Consider the following 22,645-nt stretch of genomic DNA (forward strand, 5'->3'; position numbering starts at 1 on the left):
GACCAGGCGCTCTCGCCGGCCGGGATCCGGCCCGCGGGTCGCTGGAACACGCGGTCGTGATCCTGCAGCCCGAAACCAGGCGCGAATCGGCCACAAGCTGGCGCCGCGCGGGCAGGCCGCATACAGCCAGACCGTGATGGCAGGCCTCGTGCAAACAGGCCGCGACGGCAGGCCGCATGAAGACGATGAGCGCAGGCAGGCCGCATGAGGGCAGGCCACGCAGACAGGCCGTGACGGCGGGCCGTGACGGCAGGCCGCATGAAGACAGGCGCCCGGGGAGACCGTGTGAGGACAGGCCGTGTGAGGACAGGCCGGCAGGCGGTGTGAGGACAGGCCGTGTGAGGACAGGCCCCGTGCAGACAGGCCGTTCAGACAGGCCGCGCAGACAAGGCCGCATGAAGGTAGGCCGTACACCACAGGCCACTTGCAGACAGGCCGTGACGGCAGCCGCAGGAAGACAGGTAGCGCAGGCAGGCCGCGTAAAGGCAGGCTGCGCGGGACGTCAACATGCTCTGGGCGGGCGTGGGAGTGGGGCGGGAAATGAGGCGGCCACCGCAGGCCCGGGTTGGTGGGCGGTGCGGTGGCCGGGGTTGGAATGGGTCAGGCGGGCGGCTGCTGGGACGGGTCCGCGGCGGGCGTTTGCTCACCGGAGGCCAGGCCACGCTGGTCGTTGTCGGAGCCGTCGGGAGGCGAGACCTCCTTGTGCCGCGTCGGCTCGTCCAGGCCGATCACGGGCGGGAGGTCCCCCGCCGCCGGCAGGGTCGACGGTTCCTCGGCCGCCTTGGCCAGCTCCTGCTCGGCCTTGGCGAGGCGTTCGCCCAGGTCGGGCTTGGGCGCCGCACTCGCCTTCTCGGCGTCGCCCGTCATGCGGTCGAAGAACCGCAGGATCTCCACGGGGAGCGGCATGACCAGCGTGCTGTTCTTCTCCGCGGAGACCTCGACCACGGTCTGCAGCAGACGCAGCTGGAGCGCGGCCGGGTCCTGCGACATGATCTCGGCGGCGGCGGCCAGGCGCTTGGAGGCCTGGAACTCACCGTCGGCGGTGATGATGCGGGCGCGGCGTTCACGCTCGGCCTCGGCCTGGCGGGCCATGGAACGCTTCATGCCCTCGGGCAGGGAGACGTCCTTGATCTCGACGCGCTCGATGAGGATGCCCCAGGGGTCCTGGGTGATCTCGTCGATGATGCCGCGCAGCTTGACGTTGATCTTTTCGCGCTCGCCGAGGAGCTCCTGCATGTCCGCCTGGCCGATGACCGACCGCAGGGACGTCTGCGCTACCTGGGAGACCGCATAGCCGTAGTTCTGGACGTTCACGATCGCCTTCACCGGGTCGATCACCCGGAAGTAGACGACCGCGTCGACCCGGACGCTCACGTTGTCCTGGGTGATGCCCTCCTGGGCGGGGACGCCCATGGTGACGGTCTGCTGGTTGACCTTCTGCATTCGTTCGGCCAACGGAAGGATCACGGTCAGACCGGGTCTGCGGACGGCGCCGGGCCGCAATTGGCCGCCGCGCTGTACTTGGCCGAACCGGAACACGATGCCGAGCTCGAACTGCTGCACGATCCGTACGGACGTGCCCAGTCCCACCAGCACGAGCACCGCGATCACGGCGAGAAGTGTCAGGACTACCGCTGCCATCACGGCCGCCTCTCACGAGAAGGGAGCCTTCTTCACCGGTCAGACGGGACCAACCCGCGATCGGTTGCACGTTTCCCAGCTAACCGCGCGGGCACGGCGAATGACAACGGGGCTGGCAGGCGGACCGCCAAAGCGGCCCGGCTGAGGGCTCGATCGGCCTCGAGCAGGGGCTCGTTCCGCCCTCGGCAAGGGCTCGATCTGCGCCCGGCAGCGACCCAGCCGGGTCCGGCAGGGCTCCGGAACGGGTCCGGCGGGGCTTCCGAAGGAGCCCGGCAGGGGTTGTGCGGGGCTTCGGCGGGGGCCTGCGGGGCTTTGCTGCGTGGGCCGATCGGGCTCTGCCGGGCTGATCGAATCACGTTCGGTCATCGTGTCAGGAATCACTTGCATGAGGCCGGGCACCCTCTAAAGTCCTTGACGAGCGAACGATATGGTCGATCGGGTGAGCGCGAAAGACACCGACTGGGACGGCGTCCGTCTCCACGTCGTCACCGGTAAGGGCGGCACGGGCAAGACCACCGTCGCGGCCGCACTCGCCCTGGCGCTGGCCGCCGGGGGCCGCAAGGTGCTGCTGGTCGAGGTCGAGGGGCGGCAGGGCATCGCCCAGCTCTTCGACGTACCGCCGCTGCCGTACGAGGAGCGCCGCGTCGCCGTCGCGCCCGAGGGCGGCGAGGTGTACGCGCTCGCGATCGACACCGAAGAGGCGCTCATCGAGTACCTCGAGATGTTCTACAACCTCAAGCGCGCCGGTAAGGCGATGAGCAAGCTCGGCATCGTCGACTTCGTGACGACGATCGCGCCGGGGCTGCGCGACGTGATCCTCACCGGCAAGACCAGCGAGTCCGTGCGCCGCAAGGAGAAGGACGGCTCGTTCATCTATGACGCGGTGGTCATGGACGCGCCGCCGACCGGGCGGATCACCAAGTTCCTGAACGTGAACGACGAGGTCTCGGGCCTGGCCAAGGCGGGACCGGTCCGCAAGCATGCCGACACCGTGATGAAGGTCGTGCGCAGCCCCGAGACCGCGGTGCACTTCGTCACGCTCCTGGAGGAGATGCCGGTCCAGGAGACCATGGACGGCATCCACGACCTCACCGAGGTCGGCCTGCCGGTCGGCGGCGTGATCATCAACATGGAGCACCCGCCCGTTCTGGACGCCGCCGACCTCGCGGCCGCCGCCGAGGGCACGCTCGACCACGACGAGATCGTTCGCGACCTCAAGGCGGCCGGGCTGGAGCACGAGGCGGAGGCGGTCGCCGCCGACCTGATCGCCGAGGCCGCCGAGCACGCCCAGCGCACCGCGCTGCAGCGCCGCGAGAAGGAACGCCTCGAGGCGATCGACCGGCCGCAGTACGTGCTGCCGCTGCTGACCGACGGCATGGACCTGGCCGGGCTGTACGCCCTGGCGAAGGCACTTCGCGAGCAGGGAGCGGCCTGATCATGAGCCCCACCAAGACCCCGCCGGCCCTGGACGTGGACGCGCTCCTCGACGACCCGCGCACGAAGATCATCGTCTGCTGCGGTTCGGGCGGCGTGGGCAAGACCACGACCGCCGCCGCGCTGGGCGTACGGGCCGCCGAACGAGGCCGCGACGTCGTCGTGCTGACCGTCGACCCGGCCCGCCGCCTCGCCCAGTCGATGGGCCTGTCCGAGCTGGACAACAACCCGCGCAAGATCGAGATCGAGGGCGACGGCGAGCTGCACGCCATGATGCTCGACATGAAGCGCACCTTCGACGAGATCGTCGAGGCGCACTCCGATCCCGACCGCGCCAAGCAGATCCTGGCCAACCCCTTCTACCAGTCGCTCTCCTCGTCCCTGTCGGGCACGCAGGAGTACATGGCGATGGAGAAGCTCGGCCAGCTGCACCGTTCGGGCGCCTGGGACCTGATCATCGTCGACACTCCGCCGTCGCGGAACGCGCTGGACTTCCTGGACGCGCCCGAACGCATGGGCCGCTTCCTGGACGGCCGCTTCATGAAGATCCTGGCCGCCCCGGCCAAGACCGGCGGCCGCTTCGGCGTGAAGGTGATCAGCGCCGGTTTCGGCATGTTCACCGGCGCCATCAACAAGGTCCTCGGCGTCCAGCTCCTGCGTGACGTGCAGACCTTCGTCGCCGCGTTCGACACGATGTTCGGCGGCTTCCGCGAGCGCGCCGAGAAGACGTTCAAGCTCCTGCAGACCCCCGGCACGGCCTTTCTGGTCGTCGCCGCACCCGAGCCCGACGCCCTGCGCGAGGCCTCCTACTTCGTGGAACGTCTCGCCGAGGAGCGCATGCCCCTGGCCGGCCTGGTCGTCAACCGCGTTCACGAGTCCACGCCCGACAGCCTGTCCGCCGCGCGCAGCCAGGCCGCCGCCGAGACTCTGGAGGAACGCGGCGAGCACGAGCTCACCGCCGCCCTGCTGCGCCTGCACACCGACCGCATGCAGCTGGCCGCCCGCGAGGAGCGTCTCCGCGAGAACTTCGCCTCCACGCACCCGACCGTCCCGGCCACCTCCGTTCCCGCCCAGGCCGAGGACGTCCACGACCTCGAAAGCCTCCGCCGAGTAGGCGAGGACCTCTCCACCACCCGCCGGGCCCCCGCCGCCTGACCACCGTCTCGGCCCAGGTCGTCCCGAATCCCGCCCCTATTGCGCCAGTAATTGCTGGCGTTGTATTTGCGTTTTTCGGATAGCGCGGTGATGACCAATCGGACGATTGATGGGGTGGCCGATTTGAGAGAACTGCCGGGATACGGCGGGTTTCTGACCGGTGACTAAACAAGAGCGCCGTGGCCACATGCGGCCACGGCGTTTTGGGAAGCCTGAACTGATCAGTAAAGGTGAGGCCGAAAAAGAGGAACGGCGGTGGGTCCGCACCGCCTGAGGTGCGGACCCACCGCCGTTCTATATCTCTACCGGTCCTTGGAGCGCTCCGGGCTCGGGGCCCGGGCCGCCTGAAGGAGATCTCCGGTCAGCTTGCGACGAGTTCTGACTCGTCGGGGTCGACCGACCGCTCGTACTCCTCCTTGGCGGTCTCCAGCAACTCGCGCCACGAGTCAACGTCCGGACGCCGCCGTAGCAGTGCTCGCCGTTCACGCTCGGTCATCCCACCCCAGACACCGAATTCGATCCGGTTGTCGAGAGCGTCAGCGAGGCACTCCGTGCGCACCGGGCAACCGCGGCAGATGAGCTTCGCCCGATTCTGCGCCGCACCCTGCACGAACAGGGCATCTGGATCCGCGTTACGGCAGGCGGCGCGGGCGGTCCAATCCGTGATCCACATCTTGGCCCCACTCCCCTAGGGTCTGTGTCGATTTGCGCTCCATGGCCAGACGGGCGCGGACGTCAGGCCGCCAAACGAAAGCCGTGGGGAAGAACTTACGGAAGCGAGGGACGATTCAACAGTCCCCGATGGGCCCATTCTCGATATAGCCCACCAGGGCCATACCGCCGGAACGGACTAGTTACCTCTACTTGACGCTCCGGTCGGCGCGCCGGTCTACGGGCGCTGAACCACGGAACGACGGTACGCCGCAGGCGCCTCCGCCGTGGCGGGAACGCCGATGCCGGTCTCGGTCAAGCGTTCAGAACGCACCCCAACACCGGGGCAGCCCCCGAAACACCGGGGCAGCCCCCGAGTTGGTCTGTCGATCAGGGGGCTGGGCGGGGTGGGATCGAGGTTCGGGGGAGGCGATCAGGGGGTCTGCCTGGGGGTCCGGTTCCACAGGCGATCCCGGGGAGGAAGATCCCTTCCGACGCGGCGCGCAGGAGGCCTGTCCCCGTATGCACTGGTCGTCCCGCGTACCCTAGACCCCGTGCATGATGCGAATGAGGGGCGAGCGAACATCTTCTCCACGCTGTTCAAGCTGATTGGAGCGGGTGTCGCCGCGGGGGTCCTGGTCGCGTTCATCGCGCTGCCCGGGGTCGGCAGCGCCGGCCTGACGGCACGTGACGCAGCCAACAACTTCGAGAGCATGGACAGCCAGCTGAAGACCCAGCGGCCGTCCGAGCGAACGGTGGTCTACGACTCCAGCGGCAAGCAGTTCGCCTCGTTCTTCGACAAGTTCCGCGAATCGATCCGCCTCGACCAGGTCGCGCCGATCATGAAGACCGCGATCGTCGACATCGAGGACTCGCGCTTCTACCAGCACGGCGCGCTGGACATGAAGGGCACGATCCGCGCGTTCGCCACCAACGTGGAGTCCGACCGGACCCAGGGCGGCTCGACCCTCACGCAGCAGTACGTGAAGAACCTCCTCGTCGACAACGCGCAGAACGACGACCAGTACAAGCAGGCCACCGCCCCCACGGTCGGCCGCAAGCTCAAGGAGCTGCGGTACGCGCTCGACATCGAGAAGAAGATGTCGAAGGACCAGATCCTCGAGGGCTACCTCAACGTCGCCTACTTCGGCGCCGGCGCGTACGGCGTCCAGGCCGCGGCCAAGCGATACTTCAGCGTTCCCGCCGACAAGCTCTCCCTGAACCAGGCCGCCACGCTGGCCGGCATCACGCAGAACCCGAACGCCTTCGACCCGATCCGCAACCCCCAGGACGCCAAGAAGCGCCGCAACATCGTGCTGTACCGGATGGTGCAGCTGGGGCACATCACCAAGGCGCAGGCCGACGAGCTCGCGGCCACCGACATCCCGCTGAACCAGACCCGCCCGGTCGGCGGCTGTGAGACCAGCGACGCGCCGTACTTCTGCGAGTACGTGAAGTACGACATGCTCAACATCCTGTCCAAGGGCAAGTACTGGCAGATGAAGCCCAAGCAGCAGCAGGAGGTCCTCAACAAGCTCAACCGCGGCGGCTACACGATCCGCACCACGCTGGACATGAAGTCCCAGAAGGCGGTCGACAACGCGCTGCGCGACGTCGTGGCGCCGACGGCTCACCGGGTGGGCGCCGAGGCGATGGTCGAGCCGGGCACGGGCAACATCAAGGCCATCGGGCTGAGCAAGCGGTTCGGCGACCGTAAGGGCCGTACGACGATCAACCTGGCCGCCGACGGGCAGCACGGCGGCGGTGGCGGCGTGTCCGCGGGTTCGACCTTCAAGGTCTTCACGCTGGCGACCGCGCTGGACCAGGGCATCCCGGTCAACACCACGATCAACTCGCCGCAGACCACCGGCGTGTCCGGCTTCCCGGCCTGCCCCTACACCGGCACGTTCATGGGCAAGCACTACGACAACCAGCCGCTCGGCGGCGGTTCGTGGTCCTCGGTCTCCAACGCCGGCGACAGCGAGGCGGGCAACTTCAACCTGAAGACCGGCACCTGGCACTCGGTCAACACCTTCTACGCGCAGCTGGAGAAGCGCGTCGGCCTCTGCAACGCGGTGAAGATGGCCGAGAAGTTCGGCATGAAGCGCGCCGACGGCAACGACCTGGTGGCGTTCCCGTCGCAGGTCCTGGGCGCGAACGAGATCGACATGGTGCACCTGGCCGCCGCGTACGCCGGCTTCGCCGCCCGCGGCAAGTACTGCGCGCCGCAGTCGGTCACCGAGGTCAAGGACGCCGAGGGCAAGAACGTGCCGCTGCCCAAGCAGGACTGCCACCAGGCCGTCGACCAGGACGTCGCCGACGAGGTCAACTCGATCCTCAAGGGCGTCATGACCCAGGGCACCGCCAAGGGCCGCGGCGGCATCGGCCGCCCGGCGGTCGGCAAGACCGGCACCTGTGAGGAGAACACCTGTGCGGTGTTCGCCGGTCACACCCCGAACCTGGCGGCGGCCACGGCCTACTGGGACCCGCGCGGCCCCTGGAAGTACCCGGTGAACGTCTTCGGCGCCGACCAGCCGCTGAGCATGTGGTCGGAGAGCATGCGGAACGCCCTGCGCGGCAAGCCCGCTCCGCCGTTCGCCCAGTCGACCGAGGACTTCGGCGACACCACCGGCGTGCCGGACGTGAAGGGCATGTCGATCGGCGCGGCGATGGCCAGGCTGAGGGCCGCCGACATGACCGGCAAGGTGTCCGACAAGCCGGTGCCGTCCGACCAGCCGAAGGGCAGCGTGGCGTCCACCTCGCCCGGGCCGGGCACGCAGGTCGGCCCCGGAACGGTCATCACGATCTTCATGAGCAACGGCAAGAAGCGCGGGGACAACCAGCCCACCAACGACGGCGGTTTCCCCTGGCCCTTCTAGGCCTCTCGCCGTACCGATCGCCGTACAGATCGCCGTACCGGCCGGCCCAGCCAGACCGGACACAGGCGGGACTGACCGGACACAGGAAGGCTCCCGTACCGCTGCGGTACGGGAGCCTTCGTCGTTTGAACGGCGCGTCAGCCGGGTCGGTCGCCCTGCCGTTCAGCCGGGTCGGGTCGGGTCGGCCCGCCGTCAGCCGGCCAGTTGCCGCTTGACCTCACCCGCGACCCGGCCGCCCTCGGCGCGGCCCGCGATCTTCGGGTTCACGATCTTCATGACCTGCCCCATGGCGCGCGGCCCCTCGGCGCCGGACTCGGCGATGGCGGCGGCGACGATGGAGGTCAGCTCCTCGTCCGACAGCTGCGCGGGCAGGTACTCATCGAGCACCGCGTTCTCGTCCCGTTCGGCCTGCGCCTGCGCGTCGCGGCCCGCGTCGGCGAACGCGGTGGCGGCCTCGCGGCGCTTCTTGGCCTCCCGGGTGAGCACCTTGACGACGTCGTCGTCGGACAGCTCACGGGACTGCTTGCCGGCGACCTCTTCGTTCTTCACCGCGGTAAGGGCCATGCGCAGCGTCCGCGTGCGCACCTCGTCGCGGGCCTTCATCGCGACCGAGAGATCGGTTTCCAGCTTTTCCTTCAGGGCACTCATGGCAACATCATGCCCGTCCGGCCCCCGCGGCCTCACCAGGATTGTTCGCGGCTCGCCCCGGAAGTTCTGCGAGCCCCGCATCTCTGGGACCATGGAAGGCGTCGGGAAGGGCCTGGAGGGAGAATCGTGCGAAAGCTCTACGCCGCGCCCCTGGGGCTGGCTGCGGCCGGTGCCGCCACGTTCGGCTACGCATCGCTGATCGAACGCAACTGGTTCCGGCTGCGCCGTTTCGAGGTGCCGATCCTCGCGCCGGACAGCCCTCCCCTCAAGATCCTGCACGTCTCCGACGCGCACCTCACCCCGGGCCGGCACCGCCTGATCCACTGGGTCCGCGCCCTGGACGAGCTCGAGCCCGACCTGGTGGTCAACACCGGCGACTCGATCTCCCACCCCGACTCGATCGGCCCGTTCCTGGACGCCCTGGGCCCCCTCCTGGACCGCCCCGGCGTCTTCGTCTACGGCTCGAACGACCTCTACTCGCCGATCTTCAAGAACCCCATGCGCTACGTCTGGCGTACGTCCCAGACCGACTACAAGAAGCGCCGCCGCGAGCCCGACCTGCCCTACCGCGAGCTCGGCTCGGCCCTCCAGGCGGCCGGCTGGCTGGACCTGAACAACCGCATCGGCCGCCTCAAGGCCGGCGGCCTGGACGTGGAGTTCGGCGGCATCGACGACTCCCACATCAACCGGGACCGCTACGACAAGATCGCCGGCCCGGTCGACCCCCAGGCCGACGTCCACCTGGCGATCATGCACTCCCCCGAGCCCCGCAACATGGACCGCTTCGTCGCCGACGGCTACGACCTGCTCCTCGCCGGCCACACCCACGGCGGCCAGGTCTGCGTCCCCTTCTACGGCGCCCTGGCCACCAACTGCGGCATCGACCGCCCCCGCGTGAAGGGCCTCCACAAGCACCGAGGCGCCTACCTGCACGTCTCCGCGGGCCTCGGAACGTCCCCCATGGCCCCCATGCGCTTCTGCTGCCCGCCCGAAGCGTCCCTGCTCACCCTGGTCCCGCGCACCCCCTGATCTCCGCCCCCGGATAATGGGGACGCAGCACTCCCAAGCATCCGCTAAAGTAGTCGAGGCGCCGGGAGGCACGTACGACTCCCGGGCAGCCACCAACCGGGGTGTAGCGCAGCTTGGCAGCGCGCTTCGTTCGGGACGAAGAGGTCGTGGGTTCAAATCCCGCCACCCCGACACGGTTGACGCAGGTGAGAGAGGGTCTCGGATTCGGTCCGGGGCCCTTTTTCGGTTTTCTGGAGCTGGGTGGGGAGCCGCGCCAGACGCCTGGAGACCTTGGAGCCCCCTCTCGGCCTTCGGGAGGGGGCTCGTCCGGGCTTATGGGCGGGTGGTCGTCGTCACCTGTCTGCTAGATGCCATGCCCAGGCGGCGCGCTCGCGTAGGTGGTCGGCGTAAGCCCGAAACCTTGCTCGGTGGGCCCCTGTCGTGTTGGCGGCGATCTCGTCGAACGTGATCGCCAGCTCGGCCTGGGTCGCCGCGCAGGTCCTGAGGTTGCGCTCGTAGTGAGTTCTGGCTGCTTGGCGGGAGAAGTTGGGAGCCATGAGAGAACCCGCCTCATTCCTGGCCGACGGTTCGGAGCCAGTCTGACAGGGTTGGCGGAAAGAAGCCCGGTCTGTTTCCGGACGTCCGCAGCTCTTTGTCATGAGACGACTGATCTGGTTTCCACGTTCGGGGATCTCCCGGTCCGGGTAGCGTGTGAAGCGCGGCCAGACGGCCACCCTGAGGTGATGAACCCGCATGAGCGCTGATCAGCAGAGTGACCCTCCGGCCATGACGAGTGAGCCGATCGACGCCGTCCCGGAGTCGGTACGGGCCGCGGTCGAATCGGTCCGGGCCGAATTGTGGCGGGACCACGCGGTGCGTTCCGCGGAACGCGCGGTCGCCGAGCAATGGCTGCAACACCTGCGGAGCCGGCTGCGGTTCGCGTTCGAGGAGTGGCAGGCCGTACGGCGGGAACGGGACGCGTTCCAGCGCGAGCTGGAGGAGGCGCGGGCCGCCAAGGACCGGCGCCGCGTCGCCGCGATCGAGCCGATGGCCAACCAGGCGAGCGTGAACGACCTGGAGGCGCGACGCCGTTACCGGGTGGTCGCGAACTCCGTGGTCGTGGAGATGTGCCGCATCCGTGAGGTCATCGTCCAGATGAACCGGAACTACCTGGCACAGATAAGAGATCTGCGAACCGCGATCGACACGGTCGACGCGGCCCTGGGCCTGCCCCTGCCGCCGGTGACCCGGCCTCCCGAACCTGACGACTGACGCCTGTTCCTTGTCACCCGACGTCTTCGGCGTCGGGGGTTGTGCGCTGCCGGGCGGTTGCGTGTAGGGAAAGAGGGACTCCTGGACATCTCGGAGTGATGCGAGATGAAGGGAGTTGCCGTGGCAGATGCGGATGACGGGTTCGCCGCTCTGTGGGACGCGCATTACGACGATGTCCTGGGTTATGCGGCTCGGCGGGTCGACTTCGAGACGGCGCGTGACGTGGCGGCGGAGACGTTTCTTGTCGCGTGGCGGAGGCGGGGGGATGTGCCGGAGGACCGGCCGTTCCCCTGGCTGCTGAGCGTGGCACGGAACGTACTGGCGAACGAGACGCGCCGGGGTCGCAGGCAGGGACGGTTGTGGGGACGGCTGCGCGGCGTTCGGGAGGCGAGGGAGCCCGCGGCGGACGTTGCCGCGGCGCATGCCGAGGGTGGGCGGGTGCGCGCGGCGCTGGCGCGGCTCTCTGAACGGGACCGCGAGATCCTGCAGCTCATCGGGTGGGAGGACCTCGCGCCCAAGGACGCCGCGATCGTTCTGGGCTGCTCGGCCAAGACCTTTTCCGTACGCCTGCACCGGGCCCGGCAGCGCCTGGCCGCCGTGCTCGCCGAGATGGACACCGAAGACCAGCCGCTGGCCGTAGCGGTGCGAAGGAGCGCGTGATGATGACCGAGAACGTCGACGACGTCCGGCGGATGCTCGCGCCGGCCAACCCGTACCCCAGCGGAAGCCTGGCCGGGGCGGGGCAGGACCAGACCGGGCACGCGGCCTACCTGCGGGTGACGCGCGGTGGGCGGCGGGCCACGCGCAGGACTGCTGTACGGATCGGGGTGGTGGGCGCGCTGGCGGCCTCGATCGCGGCGGGGGTGACGGTCGTTCAGGGCCTCGGGGGTGTGGACGATCAGGGGCGGCCGCGGCCCGTCGTTCCGGGGCTGCCGCCCGGGCCCGCGGCGAACGCGCAGGTGGTGCTGGGCAAGGTCGCCGACGCCGCGCAGGGACGGGCGAGCGTGGGGCCGAAGCCGGGACAGTGGACCTATGAGGAGACGCGCGGCACCCTGCCCGTGCGCAAGGACGTTCAGTCGCCGAAGACTCCGATGAAGACGCGGGTCGACCGTGTGTGGGTGAGGGGCGACGGCACCCGGCTCGCCACGTTCGAGAAGGGGAGGCTCGTGGAGTCGCCGACGGGTGGGCCGACCGTCATGCCGCCGAGCAGCTACGCGGCGCTGACCGCGCTTCCTAGGGACCCGGCCAAGCTGCTGGCCTGGGCTTATCAGCAGAGGGCGCCGCTGGAGAAGAACGACGGCGCGTTCAAGCTGCTCACGTCGATCATCGCCAACAACGCCGTGCTGCCGCCCGCCCAGGAGGCCGCCACCTACCGGGCCCTGGCGATGATCCCGGGAGTCGAGGTCGACCGGAACGCGGTGGATCCGCAGGGGCGGCCGGCGCTCGCCGTGAGCCGCGTCGCCGAGGGGTGGGTGCGGGAGAGCATCATGCTCGACCGGGCCACGTTCGCCTACCGGGGGTTCCGTGACGTCGCGGTCAAGGAGCACCACGACGACCAGATGAAGATCGCGAAGGGGACCGTGATGGCGGTCGGCCTGCGGATCAAGTCCGGTGTCGTCGACAAGCCGGGGCAGCTGCCTCACTGATCGAAGGGGATGTCCGGGGAGGCCGGGTCGCGGGTGCGACCCGGCCTCCTGGCGTGATCTCCCTTTGGGCCTGCTTATAGCCTGATCCGGGTCGGAGCCTCGGGGTGTCGAGGTGTCGAGGTGTCGAGGTGCCGGGCGTGTCGGAGGGTTGGTGGGGATCAGGTGAAGTGCGCGGTGCTCGACGACTTCCAGGGCGTCGCGGCGACCATGGCGGACTGGTCCCCGGTGGCGGATCGGGTCGAGGTCGTCTCGTTCGATCGGCACTTCGGCTCTGAGGACGAGCTGGCGGCGGCGATCGGGGACTGCGAGATCGTCGTGACGCTGCGGGAGCGGGTGCCGTTCCCTGAATCCCTGCTCACGCGCCTGCCGCGACTGCGACTGCTGATCGCCTCCGGGATGCGCAACTCCGTCATCGACTACGCGGCGGCCGAACGGCAGGGCGTCGTCGTCTGCGGAACGGCGAGTTCGGGCACGCCGCCGGTCGAGCTGACCTGGGCGTTGCTGCTCGGACTGGCGCGCGGGATCGTTCCGGAGAACGTCGCGATGCGCGGCGGCGGGCCGTGGCAGAGCACGGTCGGCGCCGATCTGGACGGCCGGCGGCTCGGGCTGCTGGGCCTCGGGCGGATCGGCTCGCGCGTCGCCAAGGTCGGGCTCGCGTTCGGCATGGACGTCGTCGCGTGGAGCCAGAACCTCACGAGCGAACGGGCGCACGAGGCCGGCGTCGGACTCGCGGCCTCCAAGGAAGAGCTGCTGGAGACCAGCGACTTCGTGTCCGTTCACCTGGCCTTGAGCGAGCGGACGACCGGGCTGGTCGGGGCGGCCGAGCTGGCCCTCATGCGGCCGAACGCGTACCTCATCAACACCTCGCGCGCCGCGATCGTCGACCAGGACGCGCTGCTGCGTGCGCTGGAGGCGGGCGCGATCGCCGGGGCCGGGATCGATGTGTTCGACGTCGAACCGCTTCCGCCCGGGCATCCGATGCGGACGGCGCCGCGCCTGCTCGCCACGCCCCACCTCGGCTACGTGACCGAGGCGAACTACCGCACGTACTACCAAGACGCCGTCGAGAACATCCGGGCGTTCCTCGACGGCTCGCCCATCCGGCGTCTCGGCTGAGGGAGGACCCATGCGTTACGTCATCATCGGGGCCGGTGCGATCGGCGGCGCGATCGGCGGGCGCCTGCACCTGGCCGGGCACGACGTCGTACTGGTCGCGCGCGGCGCGCACTACGCGGCGCTGCGGGACAAGGGGCTGCGCTTGACCACGCGGGACGGCGTGCACGAGCTGACGATCCCGGTCGTGGACGGCCCGGAGTCGATCGAGCTGACCCACGACGACGTGCTGATCCTCGCGGTGAAGACGCAGGCCGCGACAGCCGCGCTCGACGCCTGGGCGGCACGCCCCGTGAGCAAGGCTGAACCACGCCGCGCGGTCGGGGCTGGACCACACCCCGCGAGCGGGGCCGGACCACGCAGGGCGGTCGGGGGTGGAGCGACGGCCGCGGAGGTGCTGCCACTGATCTGCGCGCAGAACGGCGTCGAGTCGGAACGGATCGCGCTGCGGCGTTTCCGCAGGGTGTACGGCATGTGCGTATGGCTTCCGGCGACGTTCCTCGTGCCGGGCGAGATCACCACCCACAGCGCGCCCTACACCGGCGCGTTGTCGGTCGGCCGCTACCCGAGCGGGGCGGACGAGACCGTTGAACGGATCGCCGCCGATCTGGCGTCCGCGAACTTCCTCGCGCCGGTCCGTACCGACGTGATGCGCTGGAAGTACGCCAAGCTCGTCAGCAACCTCGCGAACGCCGTCGAGGCCATCTGCGGATCGGGCGCGGGCGTCGAGGAGCAGACCCTCATCGCGCGGGCCCGCGCGGAGGCGGTCGCGGTCCTCGACAAGGCGGGGATCGAACGCGTGCCCGCGGACGAGGAGCAGGCGCTGCGCAAGGGCAGGGTGAGCTTCGGGCCGAACGACGGCTCGCGCGGCGGCGGGTCATCGTGGCAGGACCTGCGGCGCGGGAACGGCTCGATCGAGGTGGACTACCTGACCGGCGAGATCGTGCTGCTGGGCCGCCTGCACGACGTGCCGACGCCGGTGAACGAGACGCTGCAGCGGGTCGCGAACGAGTTCGCGCGTGAACGGCGGGCCCCGGGCTCCATGACGGGCGCAGAGCTCACCACGCTCATCGACGGCTGACGAACCCACTTTTGATCTTGTCAGCGGGTGGTGCGCCGCTGGTCAGCGGCCACCGCGAATCTTTCGATCATCAACGACGCGACGAACGCGAAAGTGAGATCGAGAGCCATGAAGCGCACCACGAAGCTGATGATCGGAATCACCGCCACCGGCTTGGCCGCGAGCGCGATCTGCGCCCCGGTAGCCCTGGCCGAGACCCGGACGACCAAGGGTGATCCGGTCGCCCGCGGGCTGAATCAGGCCGCCCGGCCACTCCAGTCCACGACGCCGAACGGAAGCCTGAAGGACCTGAAGCCGTTCGGCAAGATGGTCGGCAACGCGCAGGTGGTCGGCATCGGCGAGGCCACCCACAGCACGAGCGAGTTCTACACCCTGAACAACCGGATCCTGCGCTACCTGGCAGAGGAGAAGGGGTTCACGACGTTCGGCCGCGAGCTCAGCTGGTCCACCGGCCTGCGCCTGAACGACTATGTCCTGCGCGGCAAGGGCGACCCCCGCGTCATCATGCACAACGAGTTCCGCGGGCCGTACGCGCTCTTCGACAACGCGGAGTTCCTCGGCCTGCTGAAGTGGATGCGCGCCTACAACAGCACGCACGCGCAGGCCAAGAAGGTCCAGTTCATGGGCGACGACCTGCTCTACCCGGGCGACGTCCTCTTCGACAAGGTCCTGGCCTACGTCAAGCGCGACCGGCCCAAGCTTCTGCCGGCGTTCATCAAGCTCTACGACGGCCTGCGACCCGGCACGCCCGACGCCGGCGTCTACATGGGCAAGGCTCTGAGCCAGCCGCCAGAGGTTCGCCAGCAGAACGCGGCGCGAGCGACTCAGGCGCTCAATCTCCTTCAAAAGCAGGGCCCGGGCAGGCACAAGACCGATTACGTCTGGGCCGTGCAGCACGCACGTTCACTCACCCAGACCTTCACCGACTACACCTTCGACCAGTCCAAGCCGGGTGAGGCGCAGAAGGCGCAGGTCTACCGGGACAAGTCCATGGCCGACAACATCCTGTGGTGGAACCGCGTCACGCGCAGCAAGGTGCAGTTGTCTGGCCTCGACCCGCACATCAGCCGCAAGGCCATCGACCCGGCCTTCGTTCCGCATCCGCAGGGCGCGTTCCTCCGCGACCGCCTGGGCTCGCGGTACGTCAACGTGGGCACGACGTTCAACCAGGGCGGCTACAACTTCCAGCCCGAGGCCGGAAAGTCCTGCCCGACCGACTCTGTGCCCGCGGAGAGGCCGGGCACCTGCAAGGGAACGGTTTCTGCAGCGAGCAAGGGCTACAACGAGAACGTCCTGGATCAGGTCCGCTACCGCGACTTCTTCCTGGACACCCGTACGGCGCCGCCCGCCGTGCGCAACTGGCTGGCCGGCGTACGCCCCACCCGCGTCATCGGCGGCGGTTTCTGGTCGCCCGGCGAGGACCTGAAGGTCTCCCTGAGCGCCTCGTACGACATCGTCATCCACCTGCACCAGGTCAAGGCCGCCAAGCTCCTCCCGTAACCAAGGCCCGAGTCAGTGGCGCAGCCGGTAGAGGGCCACTCCACCGTCCTGCGCCACTGGCGCGTATCCGGCCTGCGGCAGGCGGCGAAGCGTGTCCGCGTCGGACGGCGACAGCGACTCGAACGGTTCGGTGCCGGTGATCGCGATCGCCCACTCCGGGCGCGGCCAGGGCGGGGACGCGAGCAGCCGGAACACCTGGCAGCGGTTCGTAAGCTACGGCGCGAGCCGGTTGGCGGCCGCGACATCGGCACCGTCGGGGACACCGGACAGCGTCCGCGACATCGTCACCGGCCTCGGCGGCACCATCCACGTCGAGGACGGCTCCCGCTTCGTCGTACGCCTGCCACGGCACATGAACGACAGCGAGGCTGGGCGCGGGATGTGAATCCCGGCCCGGCCTCGCTCGGACTTGCTGCGGCGTTCGTCAGGAGCAGAAGGCGACCTCGGCGGCCTTCTTGAGGTGGGACTGGAAGGTCTTGTCCGCCTCGATGGTGGAGTTGTGGCCGTTGTAGGTGATCACGGCCTGGCGCTTGCCGTCCGCGCTGGTGTAGGTCCAGGTGCGGTAGCCGGGCCAGCCGCCGTCGTGGCCCCAGCCGAAGCCGCACGAGAAGCGGGTCCGCGCGGCGCCGAGGCCGTAGTCCTCCTTGACCCAGTCGTCGGTCACCGGGCGCGCGGTGGTCATCTCGCGTTGCATGCGCTTGGTGAGAAGGCGGCCGGTGTAGAGCGCCCGGTGGAAGCGGGCGACGTCGTCGACCGTGGAGACCATGCCGCCGGACGTCCAGCCGCTGGAGGGGCTGATCGCGGTGCTGACGTCGCCGTAGTCGCCGAAGTAGCCGTGCACGTACGGCTTGGGCAGCTGCATGCTCGCGACGGGCAGCGAGGTGTGGCGCAGCTTGAGCGGCTTGATGATGCGGCGCTGCAGTTCGGTGCCGAACGAGTGGTGGGTGACCTTCTCGACGATCATCCCGGCGAGGATGTAGTTGGTGTTGGAGTAGTTCCAGCCATGGCCGGGCCTGTACTGCGGCGCCTTCTCCTGCGCGATGTCGACCAGCTCGCGCGGCTTCCACGTCCGCGTCGGCTGGGTCTGCACCCGCGGGTCGAGCGCGAACTCGTTCAGCCCGCTCCGCTGCGCCAGCAACTGCCGGATGGTGATCTTCCGGCCGTCGTTGCCGTTGCGGGTGAGAACGCCGGGCAGCCACTTGGCGACCGGGTCGTTCAGCGACAGCCGCCGCTCGCCCGCCAGCTGGAGAACGACCGTGGACGTGTAGGTCTTGGTGACGCTCGCGATCCGGGTGTGCATGCGCGGGTCCATCGGCGTTCCGGTGGCACGGTCGGCCACGCCGGACGTCACGTGCGCCACCTTGTTTCCCCGCCGCGTCATGACGATCACCCCGGGCTGCCCGTCGGCGACCAGCCGGTCGGCCGCCGCCTGAAGCCCGGCGGGCGGCTTGGCGTCGGCCGAAGCGGGGGCGCCGGCGGCGGGGGTGTCGGCGGACGCGGCGGACGCGGCCGGGATGAGCGCGGCGGTGAGCGCCCCGCCCAAGGCGACGGTGACCAGGGCCTGGCCGGTACGGCGGGTCGAAGCGTTCATCACTGGTTTCCCCTCAGGTGGATCACTGGCTTGCGTGATCAACTCTGCCGACGGGCGGCGCCGCGATTAATGGCCCTGAACACCAGAGCGAGGGTGTACTTAGGTGCACCCGGCCGCTGTGGACATCTGACGAACCGCCCGGCGGGCCCTATCCGGTGCCGCGGGGTCGGCCTAATCTGTGGCGTCCCGATGATCAGAAGAGAGGCAGCCCCATGCCCCAGCGCAGCCGGACCATCGCCGTCTCCGTAGCCGCCGTCGCCGTCGGCCTGACCGGTTCGGCGTACACCGCGACCGCCGGCTCGGCCTCGCCGCAGAGCCGCAGCGCGCCCCGTTCCAACACCGCGCGCACGACGGTCGACGCGGACGCCGTGGCCGCCTCCGCCGTGGCGCAGGCCTGCGCGTACACAAAGGTGAAGCCGGTCAGCAAGTGGGTGGGGCTGCCCGTCTTCGACCCGGCCAAGGCCGCCAAGCCCTACACCGCGCGGCTGCGCACCACCCAGGGCTCGATCAAGTTCGAGGCGCTGACGGACAAGGCGCCCTGCACGACCTACTCGTTCCGCTTCCTGGCCGAGCGCGGCTTCTACGACCGGACGCACTGCCACCGCTCCACCACCCAGCGGATCTTCGTTCTGCAGTGCGGCGACCCGACCGGAACCGGCAGCGGCGCGCCCGGCTACCAGTTCCCGGACGAGAACCTCGAGGGCGCCACCTACCCGGCGGGCACGGTCGCGATGGCGAACGCGGGGCCCAACACCAACGGCAGCCAGTTCTTCTTCACCTGGAAGGACACCAAGCTCTCCCCCGCCTACACCCCGTTCGGGCGCGTCACGGCGGGCCTGGACGTGCTGCAGCGCATCGGCGAGGCGGGCAACGACGAGCAGAACAACCCGGGCGACGGCTACCCGCGCCGCTACACCGAGTTCCACAAGGTCCAGATCAGCCGGCGCTAACCCTCAGCACAAGGTCCAGATCAGCCGGTGCTAACCCTCAGGCGTCCGCGAGCGCCGGATTGGCCTCCGCACCCTCCGTGCTGAGCAGAACGACGGTACGGGCGTGATGCGGGGCCAATCCGGCGCGACGGTCCGGGCGCCCCGAGGTAAGAGCCGCCCGTACGCCTGCCAGGGACGCGGCACCGCAAGGACCTGCGGGAACGCCGAGTGCCGCCAACTCGCGCGCCGCGTCGGCCGCGTCCTGGTCGGTGACGGTCACGGCCGCGTCCAGGCCGCCGACGAGGTAGGGCCAGGCGAGGCTGGAAGGGGTCGGGCAGTTGAGCCCGGCCATGATCGTCGAGCCGGACGGGACGGTGACCGGCGTCCCGTGCTCCAGGCTGCGGAGCACCCCGGCGGCGGTGTCGGGCTCGACGGCGAGCACGGTCGGCGCGTCAGCGTGGTCCTGGCCGCGCCGATAGTGCGTGATGGCGGCCTGAGCGAGCGAGCCGACGCCGACAGGGACGGCGACAAGCCCGGCCGGCTCGGCCCCGGCCGCGCGCAACTGATCGTCGATCTCGGCGAACAGCGTCGAGTAGCCGTCGACGATCCACTGCGGGATCCGCTCGTACCCCGGCCACGCCGTGTCCTGAACGAGCAGACCACCACTCTCAGACGCGATGCGCACGGCCTCGTCGTACGGGCCAGGGACGTCGGTGACCGTGGCGCCCTCAGCCTCGATCGCGGCACGCGCGGCAGGGTGAACGCCCTCGGGCACGAAAACGTGCGCGGCCAGGCCCAGCAGGGCCGCCATGCGAGCAACCGCCCGACCGTGATTCCCATCGGTCGCAGTAACCAGCCGTACAGCGGACTGATCGGCGGTGCGATCGGCAGTGCAGTCGGCGGAGCGGTCGCCAGCGCGGGCGGTGGCGACGCGGGTGGCGAGTTGGTGGCGGAGGGCTTCGAACGAGTCGGGCTCGATGCCGTGGTGCTCCGACAGTGCCCGGTAGATCGCCCATGAGGCGCCGAGGATCTTGAACGCGGGGAGCCCGAGGCGGGACGACTCGTCCTTGACGAACAGCCGGTCCACACCGAGTTCGGCGGCGAGCGCGGGGACTTCGACGAGCCGGGTCGGCGCGTAGCCCGGCAGCTGAGCGTGGAAGTCCCGAGGGCTGGGTCCCTGCGTGGGAACGGCGGTCCACGAGCGGGCGGACGGCCGGGCGTACCAGGACTGCGTCGGCCGGCTCGGCTGGGTCAGCGTCGTCGAGGTCATGGGATCACAGTGCCCGCACGACGTATCATCGGTCCAGCGAATGTTTCCGAGCGATAATCGTCAGAAGAACTGAATGATCGAAAGAGGAGGGCGGACCGTGCTGGATCTGCACCGCCTGCGGCTGCTGCGCGAACTCAAGTACCAGGGAACGCTCGCCGCCGTGGCCGAGGCGCTCTCTTACAGCCCCTCCTCGATCTCCCAGCAGCTGGCGGTCCTGGAGAAGGAGGCCGGGGTCAGGCTCCTGGAGCCGGTCGGGCGGCGCGTACGGCTCACCGATCAGGCGGAGATCCTCGTCGCGCACACCGAGGCCGTTCTGGAACGGCTCGAACGGGCGGAGGCCGAGCTCGCGGCCTCGCTGACCGACATCACCGGCGTGCTGCGGGTCGCCGCGTTCCAGACCGCCGCGCTCGCCCTCGTCCCGTCCGCGCTGACGCTGCTGCGCCGGGCCCATCCGCGGCTGCGCGTCCAGGTCACGCAGACCGAGCCGGAGGCGGCGCTGCCAGCGCTGCAGGCCCGCGACTTCGACCTGGTCATCGCCGAGGAGTACCCCGGCAACCCGCATCCGCGTCCCGCGGAGATCGAGCTCGACGACCTGTCGCACGACGAGATCCGGCTCGCCCATCCCCTGGACGTGCCGTACGAGAACCTCGCCGACCTGGCCGATCACCCCTGGGTCATGGAACCGGCGGGCAGCGCGTCCCGCCACTGGGCGACGACGCTGTGCCGCGCCGCGGGATTCGAGCCGGACGTGCGGTACGAGTCCAGCGATCTTCTGCTGCACCTCAGGCTCGTCGAGCAGGGCCACGCGGCCGCGTTCCTGCCCGATCTGGTCTGGGCGGGACGTAAGGCGTCCGGCGTAAGGCTCCGCGAGCTGCCCCCCGAGCAGAGCCGCCGGCTACTGTCCACGGCCGTTCGCCGAGGTAGCGGCGGTCACCCCGCGATCCGGGCGTGCCGCGAGGCACTGATCCAAACGGCCGAAACCGCCGTACGAAAAAGTGCCTCCGAGCCTCACCCCTAAGTGGGTGTAGGAGCGTCTAAGGGTTCGAAGGGGGGTTTCCTCCACCGTTATAGGGGGTTTTCCCCGATGGCAAGGGCCCCACCTCAGGTTCAAAGTTAAGAGCAAGGAAAGGGGCCACGAGAGCCCCACCGGAGGAAGAAGGCAGCGATGTCCGCGACGATCGCCCCGGCCACGAACCCGACCACCGCCTCCCCGATCTCCCTGAGCGCGTCCGAACTGGCGCAGATCCTCTTCACCTCGCGCCTGCAGGCCTCCGGCCGCCCCTCGACCACCCAGGTCCGCGCCGCCATCGACGAGCGCCTGGCCGAGTGCGGCGACGACTGCGCCACCTGCCTGGCGTCCGTGGCCCAGGAGGCCGGCGACCACCCCGAGGCGTACGCCGCGCGGATGCGCTGGGCCCTCGACTCCGTCTCGCGCGCCTACTCGTCCTGCATGGCCGCCGCCTGAGGCCCCGGCCCCGCCGAACGCCCCTTCGCGACCTATTCGCCGACCTAGAGGAGATCAAATGTCTTCCCGTTTCGCCGACCGGCCCGCAGACCTCGTTCCCCAGACCATGCGCGACCTGCTGAACGCCGACGAAACCCCGTGCAAGAACGGAGCACGCCGTAAGAGATCCAAGCGAACCATGACCCTGCGGCGGGTCACGTGAAGGCGCCCGCAGCGCGACGGCCGGTCCCCTGATCCAAAGGGGACCGGCCGTCGTCGTTCATGGCCCTCGAAGCCTTGCAGCCTTGCAGCTCAGTGGGTCTTGCGAGTCTTCGGCGTGCTCTTCTTGGTCTTGGTCTTGGTCTTCTTGTGCTTGTCGCCGTCCGGCTCCCACTCGTACCCGGGGGTGCCGTTCTCGCAGAACTTGTTGCTCACCTTGGTGTCGGTCGCGTCGAACTCGCACCAGCGCTTCTGGTGGGAGCACGCGCTCAGCCCGAACGCCGCGACCAGAACGGTCACCGCGACGGCGGCCGATCGAACCTTCAACATGGAGACAGCCTCTTCCGGGTCGGGGGGAAACCCTGCAGACCGGCCGAGGGTAACGCAAAACAGCAGTTCAAGCCGTATCCGGGGCCTCTGAGCCCGCGCGCGCTACCGCGGCGCTCTGCATGAGGGAGTTCGGCACGGCGAAACTCCCCTCATCACTCTCCACCTGCACGTACAGCAGCCCGACCTCGGTCACGAACCCGTCCAGCTCGCCGCCCAGCGGCCCCGACCGGATGTGCACGTGGTCGCCGATGTCGAACGGCCGGGCGTACAGCAGCACGATCCCGGCGAACACGTTCGACAGCGTCTGCTGGCCCGCGATGCCGAGGATCACGCCGGTCAGCGCGCCGCCGAGGATCAGCTGCCCGACCGGCAGGTTCACCAGGCCCATCATCGTGATCAGCGCGAACACGCCGCCGGCGAGCACGATGGCCAGCCGTACGATCGCCGCGCGCCCCTCCCCGAGGCGCGGCACCGACACCCTGCGCAACTCGCCGCCGAGGCTGACGACGGCCGCCATCGCGAACGCCAGGAACGCCAGCGCGCCCACCCATGCCATCAGCCTGGACGTCACCTCGCGCGAGTCCGGATTCCCGAACCGCGAAACCACCGCCAGGCACCCCGCGATCACCCCGAACACGATCGCCTTCCGCAACCTCGGCTGCACCTTCACCTGAAGCCGAGGCAAATGCGCCCCCTCCCCACCCGCCGGGGCGCTCGGAGCGGAGGCGTCGTTCGGGGTGGGGTCGGCGGGCCCGGGGTTGGGGCGGGGTTCGGGGTCGTGGGTTGACGTCATGTGGGTCGTCCCGCCTGGTCAGGCGCCTTGGCGGTCGCGGA

Annotated in this window: 22 protein-coding genes and 1 tRNA gene; 16 read left to right on the forward strand and 7 right to left on the reverse strand. The window is 69.6% G+C overall.

Going from position 1 to position 22,645, the window contains the following annotated elements; translation table 11 throughout:
- Positions 1-600 precede the first annotated feature (600 nt).
- Positions 601-1,641, reverse strand: a complete 1,041-nt coding sequence (locus tag J4573_RS51315) for a slipin family protein (RefSeq protein WP_208263770.1) — start codon at positions 1,639-1,641, stop codon at positions 601-603.
- A 439-nt stretch (positions 1,642-2,080) separates the two neighbouring features.
- Here J4573_RS51315 and bagA point away from each other — a divergent pair, with 439 nt between their 5' ends.
- Together bagA and bagB are read left to right on the forward strand one after the other, a co-directional pair.
- Entirely contained in the window at positions 2,081-3,076 is a 996-nt protein-coding gene (bagA, locus tag J4573_RS51320; protein ID WP_307797544.1) for an ATPase BagA, read from the forward strand.
- A 2-nt stretch (positions 3,077-3,078) separates the two neighbouring features.
- Positions 3,079-4,230 carry an ATPase BagB gene (gene bagB, locus J4573_RS51325; protein ID WP_208263772.1) on the forward strand — a complete coding sequence of 384 codons (1,152 nt, stop codon included), beginning with the start codon at positions 3,079-3,081 and terminating at the stop codon, positions 4,228-4,230.
- Between the two features lie 361 nt (positions 4,231-4,591).
- On the opposite strand, the gene J4573_RS51330 is transcribed toward bagB, so the two are convergent.
- Entirely contained in the window at positions 4,592-4,903 is a 312-nt protein-coding gene (locus tag J4573_RS51330) for a WhiB family transcriptional regulator (protein WP_208263773.1), read from the reverse strand.
- A 532-nt stretch (positions 4,904-5,435) separates the two neighbouring features.
- Here J4573_RS51330 and J4573_RS51335 point away from each other — a divergent pair.
- Complete coding sequence (locus J4573_RS51335; RefSeq protein WP_208263774.1) at positions 5,436-7,760, forward strand: penicillin-binding protein; 2,325 nt, start codon at positions 5,436-5,438, stop codon at positions 7,758-7,760.
- 192 nt (positions 7,761-7,952) lie between these two features.
- On the opposite strand, the gene J4573_RS51340 is transcribed toward J4573_RS51335, so the two are convergent.
- Entirely contained in the window at positions 7,953-8,408 is a 456-nt protein-coding gene (locus J4573_RS51340) for a GatB/YqeY domain-containing protein (protein WP_208263775.1), read from the reverse strand.
- A gap of 126 nt (positions 8,409-8,534) precedes the next feature.
- Between J4573_RS51340 and J4573_RS51345 the strand changes: the two genes are divergently transcribed.
- The 9 genes from J4573_RS51345 to J4573_RS51385 all read left to right on the forward strand — a co-directional run bounded on the left by J4573_RS51345 (position 8,535) and on the right by J4573_RS51385 (position 16,413).
- Positions 8,535-9,437, forward strand: coding sequence for a metallophosphoesterase (locus J4573_RS51345; protein ID WP_307797545.1), 903 nt, complete (start codon positions 8,535-8,537; stop codon positions 9,435-9,437).
- Positions 9,438-9,534: 97 nt separating this feature from the next.
- Positions 9,535-9,608 (forward strand) — tRNA-Pro (locus J4573_RS51350).
- A gap of 594 nt (positions 9,609-10,202) precedes the next feature.
- A complete protein-coding gene (locus J4573_RS51355) occupies positions 10,203-10,688 on the forward strand; it encodes a hypothetical protein (RefSeq protein WP_208263777.1) in 486 nt (161 codons plus the stop codon).
- 120 nt (positions 10,689-10,808) lie between these two features.
- Positions 10,809-11,348 (forward strand): RNA polymerase sigma factor, encoded by a 540-nt coding sequence (locus tag J4573_RS51360; protein ID WP_307797546.1) that lies wholly within the window; start codon positions 10,809-10,811, stop codon positions 11,346-11,348.
- Positions 11,348-12,334 (forward strand): CU044_5270 family protein, encoded by a 987-nt coding sequence (locus J4573_RS51365; RefSeq protein ID WP_208263779.1) that lies wholly within the window; start codon positions 11,348-11,350, stop codon positions 12,332-12,334. Before J4573_RS51360 ends, J4573_RS51365 begins: the two co-directional genes overlap by 1 nt.
- Before the next feature lie 162 nt (positions 12,335-12,496).
- A complete protein-coding gene (locus tag J4573_RS51370; RefSeq protein WP_307797547.1) occupies positions 12,497-13,450 on the forward strand; it encodes a D-2-hydroxyacid dehydrogenase family protein in 954 nt (317 codons plus the stop codon).
- A gap of 10 nt (positions 13,451-13,460) precedes the next feature.
- Positions 13,461-14,528 carry a ketopantoate reductase family protein gene (locus J4573_RS51375; RefSeq protein ID WP_208263780.1) on the forward strand — a complete coding sequence of 356 codons (1,068 nt, stop codon included), beginning with the start codon at positions 13,461-13,463 and terminating at the stop codon, positions 14,526-14,528.
- A 108-nt stretch (positions 14,529-14,636) separates the two neighbouring features.
- Positions 14,637-16,028, forward strand: a complete 1,392-nt coding sequence (locus J4573_RS51380; RefSeq protein ID WP_208263781.1) for an erythromycin esterase family protein — start codon at positions 14,637-14,639, stop codon at positions 16,026-16,028.
- 91 nt (positions 16,029-16,119) lie between these two features.
- Positions 16,120-16,413 carry a HAMP domain-containing histidine kinase gene (locus tag J4573_RS51385; RefSeq protein WP_208263782.1) on the forward strand — a complete coding sequence of 98 codons (294 nt, stop codon included), beginning with the start codon at positions 16,120-16,122 and terminating at the stop codon, positions 16,411-16,413.
- Positions 16,414-16,452: 39 nt separating this feature from the next.
- On the opposite strand, the gene J4573_RS51390 is transcribed toward J4573_RS51385, so the two are convergent.
- Positions 16,453-17,619 carry a serine hydrolase domain-containing protein gene (locus tag J4573_RS51390; RefSeq protein ID WP_208263783.1) on the reverse strand — a complete coding sequence of 389 codons (1,167 nt, stop codon included), beginning with the start codon at positions 17,617-17,619 and terminating at the stop codon, positions 16,453-16,455.
- 212 nt (positions 17,620-17,831) lie between these two features.
- On the opposite strand from J4573_RS51390, the gene J4573_RS51395 reads away from it, so the two are divergent.
- Complete coding sequence (locus J4573_RS51395; RefSeq protein WP_208263784.1) at positions 17,832-18,569, forward strand: peptidylprolyl isomerase; 738 nt, start codon at positions 17,832-17,834, stop codon at positions 18,567-18,569.
- A 37-nt stretch (positions 18,570-18,606) separates the two neighbouring features.
- Here the strand turns inward: J4573_RS51395 and J4573_RS51400 are convergent, their stop codons facing one another.
- The gene (locus J4573_RS51400) at positions 18,607-19,818 is read right to left on the reverse strand and encodes a pyridoxal-phosphate dependent enzyme (RefSeq protein ID WP_208263785.1); all 1,212 of its coding nucleotides are present in this window, start codon (positions 19,816-19,818) and stop codon (positions 18,607-18,609) included.
- Positions 19,819-19,915: 97 nt separating this feature from the next.
- Between J4573_RS51400 and J4573_RS51405 the strand changes: the two genes are divergently transcribed.
- The 3 genes from J4573_RS51405 to J4573_RS51415 all read left to right on the forward strand — a co-directional run bounded on the left by J4573_RS51405 (position 19,916) and on the right by J4573_RS51415 (position 21,485).
- Positions 19,916-20,836 carry a LysR substrate-binding domain-containing protein gene (locus J4573_RS51405; protein WP_208263786.1) on the forward strand — a complete coding sequence of 307 codons (921 nt, stop codon included), beginning with the start codon at positions 19,916-19,918 and terminating at the stop codon, positions 20,834-20,836.
- Between the two features lie 147 nt (positions 20,837-20,983).
- Positions 20,984-21,283, forward strand: a complete 300-nt coding sequence (locus J4573_RS51410) for a hypothetical protein (RefSeq protein ID WP_208263787.1) — start codon at positions 20,984-20,986, stop codon at positions 21,281-21,283.
- Positions 21,284-21,341: 58 nt separating this feature from the next.
- Positions 21,342-21,485, forward strand: coding sequence for a hypothetical protein (locus J4573_RS51415; protein ID WP_208263788.1), 144 nt, complete (start codon positions 21,342-21,344; stop codon positions 21,483-21,485).
- Positions 21,486-21,574: 89 nt separating this feature from the next.
- On the opposite strand, the gene J4573_RS51420 is transcribed toward J4573_RS51415, so the two are convergent.
- Both J4573_RS51420 and J4573_RS51425 read right to left on the reverse strand, forming a co-directional pair.
- A complete protein-coding gene (locus J4573_RS51420; protein ID WP_208263789.1) occupies positions 21,575-21,811 on the reverse strand; it encodes a hypothetical protein in 237 nt (78 codons plus the stop codon).
- A gap of 67 nt (positions 21,812-21,878) precedes the next feature.
- Positions 21,879-22,604, reverse strand: coding sequence for a mechanosensitive ion channel family protein (locus J4573_RS51425; RefSeq protein WP_208263790.1), 726 nt, complete (start codon positions 22,602-22,604; stop codon positions 21,879-21,881).
- Between the last annotated feature and the right edge of the window lie 41 nt (positions 22,605-22,645).

Source organism: Actinomadura barringtoniae (assembly GCF_017573505.1).
In the GTDB taxonomy this organism is placed as follows: Bacteria; Actinomycetota; Actinomycetes; order Streptosporangiales; family Streptosporangiaceae; genus Spirillospora; species Spirillospora barringtoniae.

Coding starts and splice junctions, on each gene's coding strand:
- J4573_RS51315 (WP_208263770.1), bottom strand. CDS start 1,641: ATGGCAGCGGTAGTCCTGACACTTCTCGCCGTGATCGCGGTGCTCGTG.
- J4573_RS51375 (WP_208263780.1), top strand. CDS start 13,461: ATGCGTTACGTCATCATCGGGGCCGGTGCGATCGGCGGCGCGATCGGC.
- J4573_RS51330 (WP_208263773.1), bottom strand. CDS start 4,903: ATGTGGATCACGGATTGGACCGCCCGCGCCGCCTGCCGTAACGCGGAT.
- J4573_RS51420 (WP_208263789.1), bottom strand. CDS start 21,811: ATGTTGAAGGTTCGATCGGCCGCCGTCGCGGTGACCGTTCTGGTCGCG.
- J4573_RS51365 (WP_208263779.1), top strand. CDS start 11,348: ATGATGACCGAGAACGTCGACGACGTCCGGCGGATGCTCGCGCCGGCC.
- J4573_RS51380 (WP_208263781.1), top strand. CDS start 14,637: ATGAAGCGCACCACGAAGCTGATGATCGGAATCACCGCCACCGGCTTG.
- J4573_RS51415 (WP_208263788.1), top strand. CDS start 21,342: ATGTCTTCCCGTTTCGCCGACCGGCCCGCAGACCTCGTTCCCCAGACC.
- J4573_RS51355 (WP_208263777.1), top strand. CDS start 10,203: ATGACGAGTGAGCCGATCGACGCCGTCCCGGAGTCGGTACGGGCCGCG.
- J4573_RS51390 (WP_208263783.1), bottom strand. CDS start 17,619: ATGAACGCTTCGACCCGCCGTACCGGCCAGGCCCTGGTCACCGTCGCC.
- J4573_RS51410 (WP_208263787.1), top strand. CDS start 20,984: ATGTCCGCGACGATCGCCCCGGCCACGAACCCGACCACCGCCTCCCCG.
- bagB (WP_208263772.1), top strand. CDS start 3,079: ATGAGCCCCACCAAGACCCCGCCGGCCCTGGACGTGGACGCGCTCCTC.
- J4573_RS51395 (WP_208263784.1), top strand. CDS start 17,832: ATGCCCCAGCGCAGCCGGACCATCGCCGTCTCCGTAGCCGCCGTCGCC.
- J4573_RS51340 (WP_208263775.1), bottom strand. CDS start 8,408: ATGAGTGCCCTGAAGGAAAAGCTGGAAACCGATCTCTCGGTCGCGATG.
- J4573_RS51425 (WP_208263790.1), bottom strand. CDS start 22,604: ATGACGTCAACCCACGACCCCGAACCCCGCCCCAACCCCGGGCCCGCC.
- J4573_RS51400 (WP_208263785.1), bottom strand. CDS start 19,818: ATGACCTCGACGACGCTGACCCAGCCGAGCCGGCCGACGCAGTCCTGG.